Source organism: Limnothrix sp. HT2024, from assembly GCF_059138625.1.
The window spans coordinates 1,417,238-1,437,682 of the sequence record NZ_CM181121.1 but is presented as its reverse complement, the minus strand read 5'-3'; the positions used below and the strand labels follow the sequence as shown (position 1 = coordinate 1,437,682).

Here is a 20,445-nt window from a genome sequence, read left to right as displayed (position 1 = left end):
CTGGCGCTCGGGTTATGGATTTCGGATCGAAACTATCACATGCCCATTCCCTCAGGACGATTTCGCGCGGAAGTTGCGCCTAGAAAGGCCGATCGCAAGGATCACCCAACAACACGCTGCCACACCCCCCCGAAGGTTGATCGCGCAGGAGCGATCGCACGTCAAAGGTAAACGCTGCGTAGATATCCTCCACCGTGTCTGCCTTGGGCTTTTGGGCCAAACCGCGTGCAATTAACTGCTCATCCACAGGCGGATCCTCATAGGCCAATAGGATGCGGGCCGCCTCCGCCGCACTCAAAAAATGCACCGTTTGCATTCCACAGCTTGCATCGGTGTTTCCTTCCAAGGCCTGACCGAGCGATCGCCCCAAATCATTCCCCGAAGCATCAACCCCCAGCAAACCTTGGTTGCAACCATTGGAGTCACCCCGACCGCGGCCGTGAATGCCCACCAACTCCCCATCCCCATTCAGCACCGGGCCGCCGCTCATCCCCCGCCGAGTTAGGTTGTCGTAGAGCACGCTGTAGCCCCCATCACTTAAGGGATTGGGGGAAATGGCCACCAAAGCCCCTGAGCTAGAAATCCGTTCACGGCGGGCGCTGTCGTCCTCGGGATTGGGCCAGCCAGACACCACCACCCGATCGCCCCGCCCCATCCGCCGGGAATTGCCCATCACTGCCACGGGATAATCCAGATTGCTGGTGAAACGCACCAGGGCCAAATCCATTCCCGTGATCGCGGAACCCATTTCATCCTGTTCATTGCCCAGGGGAATGATATTGCTCGGATCGCTTTCGTCATCAATGAAATGCACCTCACCATCGCTGGTGCGCACCCCATAGACCGTGCCCCGCGTCCGCACCACATGCAGCGCCGTTAGGGCGTAGTAGGTTTGCCCCTCCCGAGCCACCAGCACCCCAGACCCCGGATTCCATTCCTGGCGCTGTTCAATGTCGCCCTTTTGCAGCCCCTGGGCAATTACCACCGTGACTTGCGAGGCGATCGCATCCACCTGATCCAGCGTCAGCGCCTGCACGGCCCAAGCGGGGATCGTCGCCACAATCATCGCCGCCCCTACCCACAACCACCAGCGAACACAGCGATGGTGAAACCATCGCCGTCCTTGGGTCAGCGTGACAAACAGTGATGTGATAAAGCAGCCCATAATTCGGCTCAATCATCTAGAGCCTCTTTCCCCCCTAGGCTACAGGAGTCAGGAGTCTGGCAAAAAGTTTCGGGTTGCTGAATTTATTCCTGAATTGCTTAGTCCGTGGACTTTTCCTGAACCCCGCGCATAATTCGCGACAGTTCCGTTTTTTCGTCCACGCTGACCCGCGAAGGGGAACCGCTGATGATTTTTTCGTAGTTGCGGAACGAGTCGCGAATTTCCGGGCCATTGCGACTAATGGTGTATTCGCGAATGCCCTTATCGTGTTCCGATCCTCGCATTTTGAACACGTTAATGGCTCGGCACATTTCCCCACGAATTTCCACATACTGCAACATCAAAATGGTGTCGGTGATGGTGGAAATATGGGAATCGGTGATGGCATGGGATCCCATGAACTGGTCGGTGGTGTTTGTGAAGAAACCGGTAATTTCTTCTTGCTTGGCAAACCCCGTCACCCCAATCACGAATTGGCGGAAAGCGTTGTTGCTGACCCCTCGTGCCAGGGCCGAAAGGGAGTCGATCGCGATGCGTGAGGGTTTAAACTCAGCAATCTCAGACTTGATGATCTGCAAGTGATCTTCCAAGCCCGCTGACTCCGGATAGGCGCAGAGAATTTTGAGCAACCCACGGCTTTCCAAGTCCTCAAAGTCAATGCCCCAGGAATAGGCATTTCGAGAGAGTTGGGCCCGCGATTCTTCGTAGGCAAAGAGGATGGCGCGTTCGCCATTTTGGCAAGCGTCCTCAATGAATTTACTGACCAACAGGGTTTTGCCCGTACCGGTTGCGCCCGTGGCCAAAATAATCGAATCCTTGAAGAAGCCGCCGCCACACATGGAGTCGAGGGTGAGCACCCCGGACGATACCCGAGCATTGGACGATCGCTGAGTGAGGCGCATGGCTCCCAGCGGGAAAATGCTGATTCCTTGGTTGGTGATGGTGAAGGGATATTCTCCCTTCATGTGGGTTGTGCCCCGTAGCTTCAGGATTTCGATTGTCCGGCGACGGCGTTCACCCTCCAGCACGTTACGGACGATCGCCACGTTATCCGACACAAATTCCTCAACCCCAAACCGAGCCACGGGGCCATATTCCCGTTCCCGCTCCGTGGTCATGATGGTGGTCACGCCCACTTGCTTCAGGCGGGCCACCAATCGGAAGATCTCCCGACGCACCACCGAAGCCGCGTCATATTGCTGAAAAACAGCGGTGATTGAGTCGATCGAAACTCGCTTGGCCTTGTATTTCCGAATGGCGTATTGAATGCGCTCAATCAGGGCCGATAGGTCAAAATTGCCAACAATATCTTGTCCTTCCGGATCCGGGGAAGCATCCAAAATGAACAGCTTTCCTGAATCTACCAACTGTTGCAAATTCCAACCAAAGCTGCCCGCGTTTTTAATAATATCAGCGGGCGATTCCTCAAAGGTGACAAAGATGCCCGGCTCATCAAAATAAACAATTCCGTTATAAAGAAACTGGATCGCAATTAGCGTTTTCCCAGTACCAGATGTTCCGCTTACGAGTGTTGCTCGGCCGACAGGTAGCCCGCCATGGCTAATGTCGTCAAAGCCCTCAATCATCGTCCGAATTTTTTGAACACCGGTCATAGTGATATCTGTTTATATCTGTTTCCTAAGGAATCAACGCTATCGGAGTAGCCCGTCATCCAACCATCGAATGTCAGGGAAATGCCAGGGACTGGAAATGGTGTCTGGGAGTTGGGGCCTTTAACCCGATCGGGCATGGCCCCTGGGGGTTAACCGTGGCCAAGGGGCAGATCCAGATTGCCAAATGGAGAGGCTCAATTGCCGAGCACCATACCGAGCACCATACCGAGCACAAGGCTAAACACAACAGGGATCGAACCTGATTGGGGCTAGATGGGGCAGTCGATCGGGGTACGGGGCCCGCGATCGCGGCACACCGACGCAACCAATGCACCGGAACGAACCCACCCGCCGGGCATTTGGGGGCTGGTTTTGCCGTTCCCGATCGCCTCGGAGCCTAAACAGCATCCCACGATCCATCGCAAAACCCTACTGATTCTAGTATTCAGCCTCATCATCCGCCAATTCTTCATAGAGCAGATCGAGGCCAATCAACACCCGCTCGCGATCGGACAAATCGCCAATAATTTTCCGCACTGGTGGAGGCAGAATTTTTGCGAGGGTTGGGGTGGCTAAAATCTTATCCTCCTCAGCAAGTTGGGGATTTTTTAGCACATCAATGACCTTCAGTGCATAAACCCCTTGAAACTCATCTTCCAAAATATTCTTCAGAGTTTTCAGGGCGCGGACGGAATGGGGAGTATTCCCTGCTACGTATAACTTGAGAACGTAGGTTTTTTTGAGGGGACTCATAAGCAATACAACGAGTTGAGTTTAGGAAGTTCTGTCCACGGGAATTTGGGTAAATACAAGACCCGTTGAGAATGCAAGGTCACCGGAGTCCCTAAAACCGGAATCAGATCCATGCCAATCACAGGACTCTCCCCAGGGGCTGGGGAAAACTTACTCCCAATCTGTTATCGAGCAGACCAAGCTCCAGTCATCATCCTCAAAATTCAATCCATCAATGGCAGCTTGATGGCAGCTTGGTTGAAATATGCCGAAATCTTCTGTTGACAGCTTGTACTGACTTGTCAAATTGACTCTTGAACCGGATAGGGTCACCTGCACTCAGAACGAGAGAAGGAACTTGGAAATGGCTTGATGCCGACTGCGACGACAACGATTGACAGGGAGAAACAAGAAAAATCAAAGCGTTAATCCTAGAGCTTCTGGCGCGGCCTGCGGCTAACCTGTAAATGAACAATACGCCAAAGAGCATGGAATTTGATTTTATTTAATATAATAACCCGATTGTCAGATGGTAATCAGAAAAGATTCTTAAGTTTCCTGGTTTAAATCAATTCATCTATGAAACTTTCATTCTTAACGAGAATCAATGATGATTTGACTGAAAAATGACGTAAAAGTAATTTCTGAATGTGATCTAATACCAATTTCTTGAATTGACGATACTCACGATTCTTGCCTGGTAGGAATTTCAGCGCAAGATTTGTAGCGTTGATAATCAAGATTGGTATAAAAGAAACTATTTAAAGATGAATTGCAAGAATGATTGCAATGGGCCAGTCGCACTTTCGCACTTGGAACGAAATTATTCCATGCGCAGATCTGATCTATTAATTTACAAGCACTGTGTTGTTAGACAATGAATTAGGGCACATCACTCGCGAGGGATGGAGCGTCGATACATCTCGCACAGGTGGGCAATGATATCAATGAGTGTGAGTCGATAGTCTAGGAGAATTTCTTCGCTGCGTCCTTCCAGCTTGAGTTGAGTGGCAAGAGCATCCATCAACTCCATGTGAATTTCTACGATTTGAGAAACAGACATATCCGCAAAGAAAGCCTGCTCCACAAAGCGATCGACTCGCATGTTGACGGTGCCATCTCCTGAAAAGTAGGCCAGGACAATTTCGCGATATTCGCTTCTCAATTCCTGTAGGAGGGCGTGCCTGTCTTCGGCGGGCAGGTTTCTGAGAAACAGCTTGGGTTCGCGCTTGTAATACACACCTAAATATCCTAAGCGCTCTTTGAGTTTGTCTGTCAGTCGTTTCTGTTGCTCAAGCAGGTTCACTGCATTGGTGGGAACGGCAGAGGCAGGGGCAACATTTGCCTGACCAAGGTTCGGGCCGATTGGTGTTAGGTATAGAAAATTGTTGATGGCACGATCGATCGATCGGCGAAAAATTTCGAGGTCTTGCTCGGAGGCGATCACTTCAGCCGCATGATAAATCCAGGGTTTTTTGGGTAAATTCTGCGATCGGGAACACCAAATAACCGCTGGAAGAACGATGTTGGCGGCAGCAAGCTGCTCAATGGTTTGCTCAAGCAGTGGATCCTCTTGAATAATGAGACAATCAATTTCCTGTTGGTTTTGCTGAATGGCAGTCAGGAATGATTCTAAAGTTTCATGGTATTGGGTTTGATAGCGAGCAGTATCAAGGATTTTGCATAGGACTTCGGTGCTCTCTGATGAGTTTGTGAGCGCAGTAATTTCTAAGTAATATCGCACGATTTTCGCAGAATGGGGTTAAACAAAAAGGGGTTTGGCTATGTTGAGCTTGAAGTGGCTCTATCGTAGTGGGTTTTGCCAATTAATGGCGATCTCGAGGGCCAGTGGGGGTGTGGTTAGGAATGATTTTTAATAATTTTTTGTTGTTATCAATATAAGAAATCAAAATAGACCATCAAATAATCGGGATCAGGGCAGATCATAGGGGCATTATCCAAACCATTGCCAGCCATGCTCCAACAGGGAGCCAGTGGTTGACTCTGGAAGATTGCTCGGGGTAGCCCTGGGTTTCTTGCCTCGGGTTTCTTGCCAGGGTGATACGTAGGGTAATACAGGGATAATTTAACTCAATCGCCTGGTAATGGTTGGTGACCCCGTTGGCGAAGGGCGGTGATGATTTGGGGGTTCACTGGGGCGATCGCCTTGCAGAACCGGTGTTGCAACCTCTAGGGAGCGGGCGATCGGGCAGGGGCGACCCACAGCGAAGGACAGCCAACACCAGAGATCCCAGATCCCCTCAGAAAGTTGAAACCATATAGATTTTTGAAACCATAGAAGAACTAGGGCGATCGGCCATTTGGCCGCCGAAAGCACCGGAAAGTCCTATGGAGGCAGAGTCGGGAAGAACCCAGCGTTGCGAACCCTGGATAACAGAAAATTGGGAAATACAATCGGGATGACTGGATTCGAACCAGCGGCCCCCTCGACCCGAACGAGGTGCGCTACCAAGCTGCGCTACATCCCGAGACAGATTCCGCGATCGAGCCAGTGATTTGACCGGCGCGAAATTTGACCTTCAGAATTATAGGGGATGGTAAGCCATTTGCACGCAACTGGACGAGGAATTTTTTTATTTTTCTCGCGCCATTTTCTTATGCGCCATTTTCTTGCGCGCCGGGTTTGACCAGCCCCCTCTTGCCAGACCTGTTTTTATCACTCGTCTCGCTCAGCCCAGCCCTCGGCCTACAAAACCGATTCAGCCAGCGCCCCATCCACCGCCGTTTCCCGAAACTGGATCGAATCCTGGCGTGGATCCGCGTGGCTCACTTCCAACCAGAGGCGATCGCCCGGTGATAGATCGCGATGGAACCGCGTTGCCAGCTCCACCCCCAAATCCTCCAGCAGCACCGCCGCCAGACCGTCATCTTCGCGCAACCATCGCAACATCAAGGTTTGCCAGGGGCCGCGGTTGCGCCGTAAATATTCCAAGATCCAATAGCGCGTGGTTTGACGTTCCACCAAAGTGGCCTCGTAGGCCGTGGAACTCACCCCTTGCACCAACTCCTGCATTTCATTAATCGAAAAGGGTAGGGTTTCGCCCCGCAGGTGCGCCTTAATTTGAAAGTGACCCAATAAATCGGTATAGCGGCGAATGGGTGAGGTGATTTGGGTGTAGGTATCCAGGGCGAGGCTGGAGTGGCGGGCGGGCGTGGTGCTCATTTCGCTGCGGGGCATACAGCGGCGGATAGCACAGGCGCGCACGGGGCCCGCTGGTAACAACATCAGCTCTTCTGCTGGGGGAAGTTCCGGTTGGGGTTGGCTGCGGAAGGGCATTGGCAGGCTATTTTCTTGGCCGTAGCGGGCGGCCACTTCCCCGGCCAGGATCATCATTTCCGCCACCAGTCCCCGTGCGGCAGAATCGCCCAGGACTCGGATTTCAATTTCGTCATCCTTGACGGCGATCGAGGTTTCGGGCATTTCAATGCGGATTGCCCCTTGGCTGGCCCGCCAGCTTTCGCGGCGCTTGGCCCACTTGGCCAGGGCTGTGAGTTGTGGCTCGTCGGTGATGCCCAAATCGAGCATTTCGTCCACGTCGTCGTAGGTGAGGCGATAGGTGGGTTTGACGTGACTGGCGCGAATTTGGTAGTCCGCGACGGAGCCATCTTCGTTGAGAACGATGCCGAAGCTGAGGGCACAGCACTGCCGACCTTGTACGAGGCTCATGGGGCCGGTGGCCAGTTCGTGCGGAAACATGGGCACGGGGCCCGTGGGTAAATAGACGGTGGTGGCGCGGCGGCGGGCTTCGAGGTCTAGCTCGTTTCCGGGTTCTAGCCAGCGGGTGGGATCGGCAATATGTACCCAAATGCGCTCGGTGCCATCGCTGAGGAATTCTAGGCTGAGGCCGTCGTCAATTTCGCGGGTGCTTTCGTCGTCGATCGTGTAGGTTTTGAGGTGAACGAGGTCGAGCCGATCGCGATCCAGATCGGGGGGTGGGGATTCGAGGTACGCACGGGCCACATCAAGCACCTTGGCAGAAAAACGGGTGGGCAGTTGCGATCGCCGCAAGTGCAAATTTTCGTGGGGACTCCACAGGCCCAGGGCCACAAGCAGATCAAATGCACCGCGTTCGGTGGTCGGGCGATCGAGCTTTGCGAGTAAGTCTAACGCAGCCGATCGATTGGTCATTTCATCGCCTTGAACGGCATACCGTTCCAGTAATTCAAGGCGCTGACGAAATGGCGAATCGTCGGGAATTTCGGGGCGATCGCCCGGGTTGCTGATGGCCGATTGAACCCACTCGCAAAAGGCCTGCTGTTCCTGTTCTCGCTGCCGGGTCAGCTCCTGTTGACGGCGCATTTCTGAGACTTGGCTAGCGGGTCGAGGTTCGTAGCGATCGCCCTTCTGCTTAAAAAATAGCTTATCCTCGCTCAGCATCCGGTGAGCAGCGTAACAAGTGACCGGCGAAGCTTCCGAAAAAAGAATTAGGCTCAATTCCTTGGCATCCACGGCGCGGTTGTCTTCCTCGCACAGCAGTTCCCAAGCCACTTCCAAACTGTCGGGGTCAAAGTAAGGCGCTGTGGCGGCTCGAAAGGCAGCAATGTCGGCGGGCTGAAACCCACCCCCAACGGTGTAGGTCACATCCTGGGGACGAATCTTATAGCTCTTGCCCTGCTCGCCGATCGCGATGAAGAGTTTTTTGCCTTCCGGGCGATCGATTGTGGCCAACACCCGCTCGTCATCGAGTCGCAATTCAACCAGCGTTCCTTTGTCCATAGACTCGACACCAAGCCTGCACAGTTCGGCTCTTAGTGTAGGGGATTGGCTGGGCCCGCGAACCGATCGTCTGGGAGAGGTTGTCGGCCGGAATTCGGAGGGTTAATCAACCGGTGGGTTAGGTTGAATGGACACATACAATTGCTTTCAATTGCCTTCAATCGCTTGTGGCTCCAACGTTGAGTTTCAATGTTGAGTTTTGCCATTGCTGTCAACCTCGCTGTAATCACCTCGCGGTCAGTCGCTGAAAATCTATGGCTCCCTCAACGGTTAATCTGCCCTACTTCGATGCTTTGTTGGGCTTGCTGGATCGATCGCCCGCTGTGCAAACGGCCTTCCGCCGCCATGTCCATTGGGGCTATTGGGCCGATCCCGATCGGGCCCAAATCAGTCCTGCCGCCTTTGATGAAGCGGCCGAGCAGCTCACCCGTGAGGTGTATGGCACAACGCGGATTCAAAATGGGGCCAAGGTGCTGGATGTGGGCTGCGGGTTTGGCGGCACGATCGCCAGCCTGAACCAACAATTTTCAAACCTGCAACTGACGGGGGTGAACATTGACCCGCGCCAGCTTGATCGGGCGAAACAGTGGGTGACTCCGCAAAATAACAACACCATTGAATGGGTGGAGGCTAACGCGATCGAGCTGCCTTTTCCGGATGCGTCTTTTGATGTGGTGTTGGCGGTGGAATGTATTTTTCACTTTCCCGATCGACAGCGGTTTTTCCAAGAGGTGCGCCGGGTTCTGAAGCCGAGTGGTCAACTGGCCATTTCAGACTTTTTGCCCAGTGATTTGTTAGCACTGTTGCCCAATCTCAAATCTCCCCTTGATAGCGCTGGCTTTTATGGCGGATTTGATGTGACCTATACCCTCAATTCCTATCGAAATTTGGCCCAAGAAACAGGATTTCGGCTCACCCAGGCTCGGGATATCACGGCGGAAACTTTGCCAACCTATAGTTGTTTTCGATCGATGGCGGTTGATAATCAATGGTTCGATCCGTCAGCAATGGTGCAAACTTTGGCGATTGAGCTGGCTAGCCGTCTGCGGGCGCTCAACTATTGGATTTTGCAGTTCGATCGTTGGTAAATCTTGGGTGCGCAGCTCTGAAGCCTTGAAGCTTGCAAGTGTTTAAGCCTGCCAGTGGATTTTTCAGTTCATGAATGTTTCAGCTCGTCAATCCATTAGTTCATCTAGTTCATTAATCCATTAGTTCATCAGTCCTTGAGACAGGAGATCTTGAAAACGTGTCTTCAAATATGAATCGATCGCCCATTACCGGTAAAACGCGATTGCTCGGCGTGATTGGGGATCCCATTGGCCATTCCCTCTCGCCAGTGATGCATAACCAGGCGATCGCCAGTTTGGGGGCCGATGCGGTTTATGTGGCTTTTCCGGTCAAGCCCGCAGACTTGACTAGGGCGATGGATGGCTTTGCGGCGGTGGAGGTGTTGGGTCTGAGCGTCACCATTCCCCATAAGCAGGCGGTGATGCCCCTGTTGGCCGAAATTTCTGACGTGGCCCGATCGGTCGGGGCCGTGAACACCCTGTGGCGAACCGATCGGGGCTGGGCCGGCACCAACACCGACGTGGACGGCTTCGTGGCCCCGCTCAAGGTGTTGCGTGCCCATTGGCAAGGGGCCACGGCCCTGGTGTTGGGCACGGGGGGCGCGGCCCGAGCCGTGATTGCCGGAGCCAAACTTCTGGGGTGCGATCGGGTGGTGGTGGCCGGGCGCGACTCCCAAAAACTGGCGGCCCTGCAACAGCACTTTGGGCCCCCAAACCCCCTGTCGATCGCCCTAGAAACGCTGTTGTGGTCAGACCTCGATCGGGTGCTTCCGGCCGCCGATTTGCTGGTGAACTCCACTCCTGTGGGAATGCATCCCTTGGCGGCCGACTCGCCCCTTTCGATCGGCCAATTGGCCCTGCTACCCCCCAGCAGCATTGCCTACGATTTGATTTACACGCCGCGTCCCACTTGCTTGCTGCAAATGGCGGGCGATCGGGGCTTGCAGACGATTGATGGGTTGGAAATGTTGGTGCAACAAGGGGCGGTGGCCCTGTCCCGCTGGTTGGGGCAGCCGGCTCCGGTGGCCGTGATGCGATCGGCCGTGGAGGCGTTTTTGGCCCCCGGATCCTGACCGATGCTGTGATGGCTGGATGGTCTGGATCAATTCCAGATGAATTCCAAATGAATTTTTAGATGTGTTTTAGATCGGTTCCGGATGGATTCTGGATAGCGCCTGCCAGTGATTTTCTGGATGATGGTTCATCCGAGTTCATCCCGAATTGATCTGAACGATTGACTAGCTGTTGATGATGTTGACTAGCCCTTTTTGAGACCTCCCCCGAGAGTCTGAAATCTCGAATGAATCGATCGACGATCGTGCCCGCATTGGCCGCTGCTGCCTTTACCCTGCTGTCCTCCGTTGCGGCTTGGGTGGTGGATGATATCGCCCGTGATCGATTCGTTGGAGAAGCCCGATCCAGCCTCTTGGCCCGCCTGAGCGCCAAGCGGGCCCGGCTGGAATCGGCCCTGAACGCTCGCATTCAAACGGCCCAAGGGATTATTCCCTACGAGCTGAACGCGGGGCCCCTGTCCCAAGGCCAGTTCAGCGCCTTTGTGCGATCGCTCATGCAGCAGCAACAGGGGGTGATTGCGGTGTTGTTGGTGCGATCGGCCCAGCCCGGTCAACCGCCGCCCCTGAACGATCCCCAAGCACTGCAAATCTTGGCCTATCCACCAAACACGGAAACCCAAGCCGTTTTGGATGATTACCGCCAACAACAACAGCGGTTTAAACGTCTGATTCCCAGTGGTCTTATTTCCCGCCTGCCCCAGCCCTACACCAACCGGGCACGCTACTTGGGCTACATCCCCGTTTGCGACGGGCGCTGCTCCAGTCGATCGCCCCTTTTGGGCATGGTGGTTGTGATTTTTGATGAGCTGGCCCTGCTGGCAGATGCGGACTTGCTCAACAACGACAACAGCACGGAATACGCCATCTATGAGCATGGGGCCAATGGGGTGGGACGGTTGCTGTTTGGGTCGGCCACGGTGTTCGATCGCGATCCGGTGATTCTGGAAATTCCGTTGCTTACGGGGCGCTGGCAACTGGCCGCCGTGCCCACCCAAGGTTGGACAGTGGTTTCCACTTCCATGCTCTGGTTGCGGGTGGGCGAAGTGGTGGCGATCGTCCTGGGCACGGTGTTGACCTTCCTGCTGGTGCGCCAACCGATGCGGCTGCGGGTGGCGATCGCCCAAACCCGCGAAACTAACCGCCTGCTGCGAGAAGAAATTCTCGATCGACAACTGGCCGAAGCCAAATTGCAAAGCCTGGCGGAACAACTGGAGCAACGGGTGTTGGAGCGTACCGCCGAACTGTCCAAAGCCCTAGAACAGGTGCAAAAAGCGCAGGTGCAGGTTGTTCAGTCCGAAAAAATGTCCAGCCTGGGGCAGTTGGTGGCCGGCGTGGCCCACGAAATCAATAACCCGATCAACTTCATCTACGGCAATTTGGGCCATGCAAAGGAGTATATCCACGGCCTGTTGGGTTTTCTGGAGCTATTGCACCAGGAACAGCCGGAACTGTCCCCCACCTTAGCGGCCTATGCCGAGGCGATCGACCTGGAATTTCTGGAGGACGACTTGCCACAACTCCTGAAATCCATGGAAATTGGTTCCGAGCGCATTTGCGGCATTGTGCAATCGTTGCGAATTTTTTCCCGATTGGATGAATCGGATCTGAAGCGGGTGGACATCCACGAGGGCATTGACAGCACCCTGACAATCTTGAACCATCGCTTGAAAGGCAGCGAAACCCAACCGGCCATCATCATCCACCGCGAATACGATCCGGCCATGCCTTCGGTGGAATGCTATGCGGGTCAGCTCAACCAGGTGTTTATGAACCTGTTGGTGAACGCGATCGATGCCTTGGAAGAGTTTGGCACGTTGGATCCACAGATTACGATCGTCACGACCCTGCTGGATCCCAATCAGCTCCAAATCCGAATTACCGACAACGGCCCAGGCATTGCCACGGCGGCCCAATCCAAGATTTTTGATGCTTTTTTCACAACGAAGCCGGTGGGCAAAGGAACGGGGATGGGGCTGTCCATCTCCTATCAGGTGGTGGCCGATCGGCACAAGGGATCGCTGGAATGCGTGACGGAGCCGGGCCAGGGAGCCACGTTTGTAATCACCATCCCGATCGAGCAACGGCCCGTCCCTGCGGCCTCTGCGGCAATTGACCCGGTCTCCTTAACAACCTAGGGGCGATCGCAAAACTCATCAAAACGCAAGAAAAGACTCCCCAGTCCAGAACCCTGAAAGCTAGGATCGAATCGCCAGGAATCTTTTCTTGGGCCGAAGCAAGTCTGATGGGTTGATTGCTGATGATGATCAGCAGCGGGCTTGCGCAATCAGGGTTGGTGCATCGCCTGGGTTAAATCACGGTTCATGGATGAGTTGGCGATCGGCGATTGGTGATTAAGATGGGCGACTCATGATTAGCCACCCGCGATCGGCGATTCATCACCCGGGATCAGTCAATTTGGTGACTGAGGCAACGTTCTTGGCCAATGGGCGAACGCGGGCCGGGTTTCCACAGCAGCGCCCCTTGCCCCAGCATGTTGATCAGTCCTGTTGGTTCCATTGATTCAGTTGATTCGGTCTTGGCCGTCCTTAACCCAGTCTTTCAAAACCGTTTATTTGTCGGGGATGTTTCGGAGAGTTAGGGTTAATCAACAATGTCAGAATCCAGTACCCCTTCAGCAACCACCCTCAGAATCCTTGAGGCGGGCCAATCCATTCTGCCGATCGAAGTGCAACCCCCTGCGGACTTAGACAGCACCACGGCCGATGCTGCCGCCACGGACTCCGCCATGGATTCCGCCATTGATCAAAATTCCCCCATTGAGCGCCTGTTATCGACTGCCAGCGAAACGATGGTGGATGTTGTGACCCATAGCCAAGTGTTGCTTGCGGTGGTGCAGCCGGACAGCTTTGAAGTGGACATGGCCAATGCGGCGTTTTGTCAGGCGGTGAAGCTGGCCGGTCGCCAGGAGTCGGTGCGTGGTTTGGTGGCCGTTGGCCGATCGCTCGCGGATTTGTTGCCGGGATTAGAAACCGAAGTCTTGCGCGATTGGCTGCGACGACAGGTGGCCTACCGCCTGTTGCTCGATCGCCATCCCAAGGACAGCCGAATTCGGCGGCTGTTGAATGCGCCGAAGTTGGTGCAAGTGGCCGATCGCTGGTTGGAATTGTGGATGCGGCCGGGGGCCTTGGTGTTTGAGTCGATCGCCCCCGATGTGCAAACCCTGATGGAAGCCTCCACTTCCTTACCCTCCTTTGAAAGCGCGTTTCAGTTGGAATGGTGCCAATTTAAGGGGCAACTGTTGTTGGAAGGGTGGGATGTGACCGCGCGGGAGCAACTACGCCGGTTGGGTCGCCTGTTGCTGAATGGCCATTCCATCCTGCAGCCGGAGAAGTTCCGGGAGGTGGGGCAATCCATGCGATCGCTCTTTTCCGGCGATGCCACCTTTGTGTTGCGCACCGATGGCGATCGGCTGCAATTAACCCTGGGGAATGAGGCGCGGCTACGCACCGTCCGGGGCTACGACCTGGGAGATTTGCGCGAGTCGCCCTGCTTAGCGGCCATGCAGTTGGAGCGGGTGACGATCGTTCGGGATTTGGCCACCCAGGCCGTCACGCCCCTCGAGCAGGATTTGCGCGATCGCGGGGCCCGATCGCTGTTGTTGATTCCCCTGTTGCTGCGAGATAAGGCGGGCGATCGGCCCCCCTTGTTGATGGGGTTAGTGGGGGTGGCCAGTCGCCTGCCCGATAACTTTGACCTGCTGGACATCAATCGAGCGGAACTGCTGCAACCTTCCTTAGCTGTGGCCCTGCGCCAGGCCGGCCAGTCCCACTTCAGCAACATTCACCCGGCCGTGGAATGGAAATTTTTGCAGGAGGCAGAGCGGCGCAGTTGGGGCCTGCCACCCCAGCCGATCGCCTTTGAGAATGTTTATCCGCTCTATGGCATCTCCGACATTCGCGGTTCATCTCTCGCGCGCGATCGGGCCATTCAAACGGATTTGCTGTCCCAGTTTCGCCAAGCCCTGGCCATTCTTGACTGTGCTTGCGCGGCCAAAGATCTGCCCCTGTTGCGGCAACTGCGCTTGGACTTGCAGGAATATATCCACAACCTTGAAGGCGGCGTGACCGTGGAAGCGGAAGTGCGCGGGGCCCAATACCTGCGGGAAAACATTGAAGACGACTTGGACTATCTGGCAGGGCTAGATCCGGCCACCGCCGCCGCCGTCACCGCCTATCGCCAAGCTTGCGACAATCCCCATGGAGCCGTCTACGAAGCCCGCGCTGAATATGACCATTTGGTGAGCGAAATTAATCGTCGGATGCGGGAAACCTGGGATCGCTGCCAAAGCAAAATGCAGTCGATCGCCCCCCACTACTGCGACATTGAATCCACCGACGGTATTGATCACATGATCTATGCCGGTGGCTCCATCTATCCCGACTTCACCAGCTTTCACCTCCGCAGCCTGCGGTACGAGCAACTGCGGGCCGTCTGTGCCTGCGCGCGGATGGGCTTTGAGATTGAGCGCACCCTCAGCGACCAATTACGCCTGACCCATCTCGTGTTGGTTCAGGGTTCCACGGTGGATATTCTGCATGATGAAAACACCGAGAAACTCTTTGATGTGCGAGGAACCCGCGACACGCGCTATGAAATTGTCAAAAAGCGGATCGACAAGGCCCGCGACGCGATCACAGGGGAACGAATTACCCAGCCCGGCTGCCTCACGGTGGTTTATGCCACGGAGGATGAGGGCCACGAATATCAAGAATATTTGCGCTACTTGGAACGCGAGGGCATGATTGGTTCCAAGCGCGAGAGCGGCGAGGTGGAATCGCTCCAGGGAGCCAATGGGTTGCGGTTTATCCGGGTGGCCGTGTTGCCACCAGAACCCGATCGCTAACTTCAGGTCGATCGCCCTGGTGATGACGTGGTGATTAATGACGTGGTGATTGATTCAGAACGGTTGAGGATTGGCCCGGTGGATTATTAGTCGGGATTGCTGGTTGAGATCACTCGTTGGGATCACTGGGCGATCGAACCGTTCGTAACCGGTGTAATTGTCCGGAATTGCGGGCTGCTTTGAGGATGGCCAGGGATAGGAAGTGGGCCCCGCAACCCAACTGTTGGGAAGCAGCCCCCCGATCGCTGTTGATTACTGTGGGGACGAAATAGGCGACTATGCAAAGTTGGACAGAGGGTTATGTGGCCGAAGTGGACTACACCCATGGGTTTTATCGGGAACTGGCCCCCACACACCTGAATTATGTGTTGTTGTGCAAGGGGCTTCAGGCTCCCCCGCTCGATCGCGCCTTCACCTACTGCGAATTGGGCTGTGGGCAGGGCAATACAACCAATTTGCTAGCGGCCGCCAATCCACAAGGGGATTTTTATGCCACGGATTTTAACCCCAGCCACATTGTTCATGCTCAAACCTTAGCCCGCGAAATTGGCCTCAAAAACATCCATTTTTTTGATGACTCTTTTCAGGATTTTGCCGATCGGGCAGAGTTGCCGGACTTTGATTTCATCACGCTCCATGGCGTTTTCTCTTGGATTTCGCCCGAAAATCGGCAGCAAATCATTAACTTTATTCGCAAAAAATTAAAAGTCGGTGGCGTTGTTTATCTCAGCTACAACGCCATGCCCGGTTGGTCTGCCTTTTTGGGAATGCGAGAGCTAATTCAAGCGCAGGTGCTCTCCCAATCGGGTCAAATTACCAAACGATTTGATCAGGCTTTGAACTTTGCCAAAACCATTGCTGAACAGGAGGCCATTTATTTCAAATCCCAGCCAGCGGCGCTCGATCGGCTCCAGCAAATTTCCACCATGTCTCGTAACTACTTGGTGCATGAATATTGCAATCGCCACTTCACCCCGCTGTTCCATCGAGAAGTGGTGGAACTGCTGGATGAAGCCAAGGCCAGCTTTTTGGTTTCGGCCCACTTGGGCGACCAAATGGAACACTTTCGATTGCAGCCCAACCAGTTGCAAACCCTGCAAACCATTGAGGATCCCGTGCTGCGGGAAACCTTGCGGGATGTGTATACCAACCAATCATTTCGACGGGATATTTTTGGGCGCGGAACTGTGCCCCTTGCCTCTTTGGCCCAGCGCGATCGCTTGGATCAGCAAACCTTCGCCCTTACGCTGCGATCGCCCCAAATTCCCAAGGAATATCCCTGCCCGGTGGCAACGGTGCATCTGGATGCGGAACCCTTCAAAACCATCATTGCTGGCTTGAGCGATCGCCCCCACACCATGGCCGAGCTGGCTCAACAATTACCCAACCTGGCCTGGCGCGACTTGCACCTTTCCTTGGCGATCGCGGTGGATGGGGGGTGGGCGATGCCCGTGGTTCCCCAAGCTGCCGTCAAAGCGACCCGCGAGACCTGTCATCGGTTCAACCGGGCCATTGCTCGGCGTGCTCTCACGGAAAACAAAATCCAACTCTTGGCTGCGCCGCTGGTTGGCAGTGGCATTGCGGTTGATCAAACCATTTTGTTGTTTTTAGAGTCCATTTGGCGCAAAACACCGGGGCCCGAATTAGCCTTTGAAACCTACAAACGGATGGGGCTAAAGCTTCAGAAAAACGGCGAAACCGTTGAGAGCGATGCAGAAAATTTGCAGCTTCTGAAAACTTCTTGGGAGCAATTTCAATCCCAAACTGGCCCCTGGCTAAAATCCCTCCAAATTTTGTAGATCTCTTGTTCCTCCAATCAAACATCCTCTAGTCGTGCGACAGGCTTAATTCGTGGGGTCAAAGTTGCGGAGTCAGTGACAACAACAAGGGGCTTAAGCCCCTTGCTGCCTAACGATTAGGTAACAGTGACAGTCGAATTGACCGACTAGAACAAGCTTGTCGCGCTACTAGGATTGGGCCGGAGCGGCGGGTGCATCGGCGGCCCCGTTGGGGTCGGTGGCCGGAGGATTAGTCGCGGGCGGGGTGATCGCGGGTGGGTTGATGGGTTTGGCGATCGGGCAGGCGGCTGGATCCGGCTCCTGGGGAATGATCGTCACCGGTTTGGCCCCTTTGGGCAAGCCCGCTTGGGTTGGGGCCAACATTTGGCTCACCACCATCACAGCGCGTTTGTTGGCTTCATTGAGCAAGCCCCGTTGGCAGGCGGATTCCGTGACCCGATCGAGCGCTGCCTCTTGGGCCCGGGCCATCAGTTCGGGGCCCGAGTCGGGGCCAAGACCCAAAAAGCCCCGATCGTAGTCATAAACGCGCGATCGACCCACATCGATTTTGCGATCGAGAATTTCCGGGGCCGGCAACCGAATTTCCAGCTTGCCATCGGCTCCTTGGCGCACGTCTTCCGGTTTCAGTTTGTTGAAGTCAATGCCGGCGCTGATTTCCCCGTAGGCGATATAGAGCAGCTTGGTGGAACCGACGACGAATTGCCCCAACACCCGATCGCGCTGGGCCGGGACGATCGCCTCCATCGAAAACACGGTGGTGGTCAGTTCGCTGGCCCCGCGAATTTGGTCGATCGTCAGCGATCGCACATCGGCCTTGGCCGGCGGCTGCGGTGTGTTGAAGGGAGCCGCCACAAACTCGCTAATCCCCTTGCCCCAGTTGCCAATCCCCGCCGCCGAAGTGGCCACGATCGCCACCAGTCCCCCGGTCGCCATCAGGGCGAAATTATTGCTGAGTTGCCGCCATAACCCCGGTTGCCGCGACGGGGCGATCGGCTGGGGAGCTTGGGTGGGCTGAGGGCTGGGGGGGCGTTGATCGACCTTCATAAACAAAGCCTGGGGAAGGGAATCGGACGAAGACGTTTGGGGAGCCAGGGGCCACAGCAATCGCTGGGGGCAAGGGGCTTAAGCCCCTTGTCTGGTGCGGTGGACTGGTGCGGTGAAAGCTTGAAATGTTGGCCTAGGCCGTTGCCAGCAATTCTAGCAACTCCGCTTCTGAAATACAGACCAATCCCAGGGATTGCGCCTTGTCCAGTTTGGAGCCGGCTTCCTCGCCCACCACCACATAATCGGTTTTCTTACTGACGGAGCCGGTCACTTTGCCGCCCGATCGCTCGATCAGCGCCTTCGCTTCTGGACGAGTCAACGTGGGGAGAGTTCCGGTCAGCACAAAAGTCTTACCGCTGATGGCCGCGTTGGTTGGCTGGGCGATCGACTGATCCGGATCCGGGTCTGCTGCCGCCAAGGGCAACCCCGCCGATCGCAACCGATCGACCAGTGATCGATTGGCCGCTGACCCGAACCACTCGCGAATCGACTTGGCAATTTCTAGGCCAATCCCGTTCACCGCCGTCAACTCTTCTTCAGTGGCGGCGGCCAGGGCCTCGACCGATCGAAACTGGGCCGCCAGCAGCTTGGCATTGCTCGATCCGATATGCCGAATCCCCAAGCCATAGAGCACCCGTGACCAGGGCTGACCGGTCGATCGGGCGATCGCGCTCACCAGTTTTTCCGCCGACTTTTGCCCCATCCGCTCCAGGGTTAGCAACGGCTCGATCTCCAGGCCATACAAATCCGCCACAGACTTGACCAACCCCGCCTCGTTCAACTGCTCCACCAACTTTTCCCCCAGCCCATCAATATCCAACGCATCCCGTCCGGCCCAATGGCGCAGGCTACCCCGGACGATCGCCGGACAAGACGTATTAATGCAGCGGGTCACGGCCTCATCGGCCGGCTGCACCACCGCCTCGCCACAGGCCGGGCAATGGCTGGGCATTTGCACCGGTTCGGCTCCCTCGGGCCGCAGCTCCGGCAGCACCCGCAACACCTCGGGAATAATTTCCCCCGCCTTGCGAATCACCACCGTATCGCCCAGGTGCAAATCCAGTTCCAACAGCCGATCGCGGTTGTGCAGCGTCGCCCGCGCCACGGTAGTTCCCGCTAGCTGCACCGGCTCCAGTTCCGCCACCGGGGTAATCGCCCCCGTGCGCCCCACCTGGAACGTCACCGCCAACAACCGCGAAGGCGCTTCCTCCGCCGGGTATTTGTAGGCGATCGCCCAACGCGGAAACTTATTCGTAAAGCCCACCGCCGTTTGCAGGGCCAAATCATCGAGCTTAATCACCGCCCCATCGGTCATGTAGGGCAAATCATGCCGCGCTTGATCCCAGCGTTGGCAATAGTCCCAAACGGCCGCCAAGTCAGCACAGCGATCGCGGTTGGGATTCACCCGAAACCCCCAAGCCGCCAACTGTTCCAACGATTCCCAATGGGTCCGAGGGCGATCGGGCCAGTCCAGCTCCTCCGGCCATTGGAGCGTGTAGGCAAAAAAGTCCAGCTTCCGTTCCGCCACAATCCGCGAATCCAGTTGCCGCAACGTGCCCGCCGCCGCATTCCGGGGATTCGCAAACAGGGCCTCGCCCGCCACCGCCCGATCGCGATTGATCTGCTCAAAGCTGCTGAGGGGTAAAAACGCCTCCCCGCGAATCTCCAACCGGGCCGGCGGATTAGCCGCCTTCAACCGCAACGGGATCGATCGAATCGTTTTGATGTTTTGGGTAATGTCCTCGCCCGCGATCCCGTCGCCCCGCGTCGCCCCGCGCACCAACAGCCCATCCTCATAGGTCAGGGCGATCGCCGAGCCGTCGATTTTTAGCTCACAAACATAGCGGGCGGGACTCGCCGCCTGAAACAGGGGCAATTCTTCCAAAACGGGCGATCGCTCCCCGGTTCCCGCCACCTTTTGCCAGCGATCTTCCCAGGTGCGCAACTCCGCCAAGTCAAAGGCGTTTTCCAGGCTGTAGAGGGCGATCGCATGTTGCACCGTTTGGAACCGCTCGGCCGGGCGATCGCCCACGCGCTGGGTGGGGCTGTCGGGCGAAACCAGCTCGGGATATTGGGTTTCCAGTTGCTCCAGTTCCCGGTAGAGGCGATCGTACACCGCGTCTTCCATCACGGGATTGTCCAGCACATAGTAGGCGTAGCTGGCTTCCTGGAGTTTTTGGCGCAGTTGGTCGGCGCGGCGGGCCAAGTCAGCGGGGGCAGGCATGGGACGGCAAGGGGGCGATCGATTTCGATGCCATTGTCCCTATTCCGGCTGGGAATGCAAGAACGTTCCGGATCGGGCACGGGGCGATCGCTAGTAATGGTCAGGTAGATGCACCCTGACGATGTT

General features: G+C 55.7%; 13 protein-coding genes and 1 tRNA gene. 6 read left to right on the top strand and 8 right to left on the bottom strand.

Features of this window, described 5'->3' with window-relative positions; all coding sequences use genetic code 11:
• Positions 1–79: 79 nt before the first annotated feature.
• Positions 80–1,165 carry a S1 family peptidase gene (locus tag AC2IAX_RS05805; RefSeq protein ID WP_494389733.1) on the bottom strand — a complete coding sequence of 362 codons (1,086 nt, stop codon included), beginning with the start codon at positions 1,163–1,165 and terminating at the stop codon, positions 80–82.
• 98 nt (positions 1,166–1,263) lie between these two features.
• A complete protein-coding gene (gene kaiC, locus AC2IAX_RS05800) occupies positions 1,264–2,778 on the bottom strand; it encodes a circadian clock protein KaiC (RefSeq protein WP_099532182.1) in 1,515 nt (504 codons plus the stop codon).
• 263 nt (positions 2,779–3,041) lie between these two features.
• Between kaiC and AC2IAX_RS05795 the strand changes: the two genes are divergently transcribed.
• Positions 3,042–3,179: a hypothetical protein gene (locus AC2IAX_RS05795; RefSeq protein WP_494389732.1), complete on the top strand. Its 138-nt coding sequence runs from the start codon at positions 3,042–3,044 to the stop codon at positions 3,177–3,179.
• Between the two features lie 37 nt (positions 3,180–3,216).
• On the opposite strand, the gene kaiB is transcribed toward AC2IAX_RS05795, so the two are convergent.
• The 4 genes from kaiB to AC2IAX_RS05775 all read right to left on the bottom strand — a co-directional run bounded on the left by kaiB (position 3,217) and on the right by AC2IAX_RS05775 (position 8,248).
• Positions 3,217–3,531 (bottom strand): circadian clock protein KaiB, encoded by a 315-nt coding sequence (kaiB, locus tag AC2IAX_RS05790; RefSeq protein WP_099532183.1) that lies wholly within the window; start codon positions 3,529–3,531, stop codon positions 3,217–3,219.
• Between the two features lie 871 nt (positions 3,532–4,402).
• On the bottom strand, positions 4,403–5,254 hold the full coding sequence (locus AC2IAX_RS05785; protein WP_494389731.1) for a circadian clock protein KaiA: 852 nt from the start codon (positions 5,252–5,254) through the stop codon (positions 4,403–4,405).
• Between the two features lie 671 nt (positions 5,255–5,925).
• A tRNA-Pro gene (locus tag AC2IAX_RS05780) sits at positions 5,926–5,999 on the bottom strand.
• Positions 6,000–6,217: 218 nt separating this feature from the next.
• Positions 6,218–8,248 (bottom strand): ribonuclease catalytic domain-containing protein, encoded by a 2,031-nt coding sequence (locus AC2IAX_RS05775; RefSeq protein WP_494389730.1) that lies wholly within the window; start codon positions 8,246–8,248, stop codon positions 6,218–6,220.
• A 254-nt stretch (positions 8,249–8,502) separates the two neighbouring features.
• Between AC2IAX_RS05775 and AC2IAX_RS05770 the strand changes: the two genes are divergently transcribed.
• The 5 genes from AC2IAX_RS05770 (at position 8,503) to AC2IAX_RS05750 (ending at position 17,051) form a co-directional block, all read left to right on the top strand.
• Positions 8,503–9,336, top strand: a complete 834-nt coding sequence (locus tag AC2IAX_RS05770) for a class I SAM-dependent methyltransferase (protein WP_494389729.1) — start codon at positions 8,503–8,505, stop codon at positions 9,334–9,336.
• Positions 9,337–9,506: 170 nt separating this feature from the next.
• Positions 9,507–10,388 (top strand): shikimate dehydrogenase, encoded by an 882-nt coding sequence (locus AC2IAX_RS05765; RefSeq protein ID WP_494390293.1) that lies wholly within the window; start codon positions 9,507–9,509, stop codon positions 10,386–10,388.
• Positions 10,389–10,615: 227 nt separating this feature from the next.
• A complete protein-coding gene (locus AC2IAX_RS05760) occupies positions 10,616–12,523 on the top strand; it encodes an ATP-binding protein (protein ID WP_494389728.1) in 1,908 nt (635 codons plus the stop codon).
• A gap of 476 nt (positions 12,524–12,999) precedes the next feature.
• A complete protein-coding gene (locus AC2IAX_RS05755; protein WP_494389727.1) occupies positions 13,000–15,252 on the top strand; it encodes a GAF domain-containing protein in 2,253 nt (750 codons plus the stop codon).
• A gap of 278 nt (positions 15,253–15,530) precedes the next feature.
• Positions 15,531–17,051, top strand: a complete 1,521-nt coding sequence (locus tag AC2IAX_RS05750; protein ID WP_494389726.1) for a class I SAM-dependent methyltransferase — start codon at positions 15,531–15,533, stop codon at positions 17,049–17,051.
• Positions 17,052–17,219: 168 nt separating this feature from the next.
• Here the strand turns inward: AC2IAX_RS05750 and AC2IAX_RS05745 are convergent, their stop codons facing one another.
• Both AC2IAX_RS05745 and ligA read right to left on the bottom strand, forming a co-directional pair.
• Entirely contained in the window at positions 17,220–18,095 is an 876-nt protein-coding gene (locus AC2IAX_RS05745; RefSeq protein ID WP_494389725.1) for a DUF4230 domain-containing protein, read from the bottom strand.
• Between the two features lie 133 nt (positions 18,096–18,228).
• The gene (gene ligA / locus AC2IAX_RS05740; protein ID WP_494389724.1) at positions 18,229–20,319 is read right to left on the bottom strand and encodes an NAD-dependent DNA ligase LigA; all 2,091 of its coding nucleotides are present in this window, start codon (positions 20,317–20,319) and stop codon (positions 18,229–18,231) included.
• Positions 20,320–20,445: the final 126 nt, after the last annotated feature.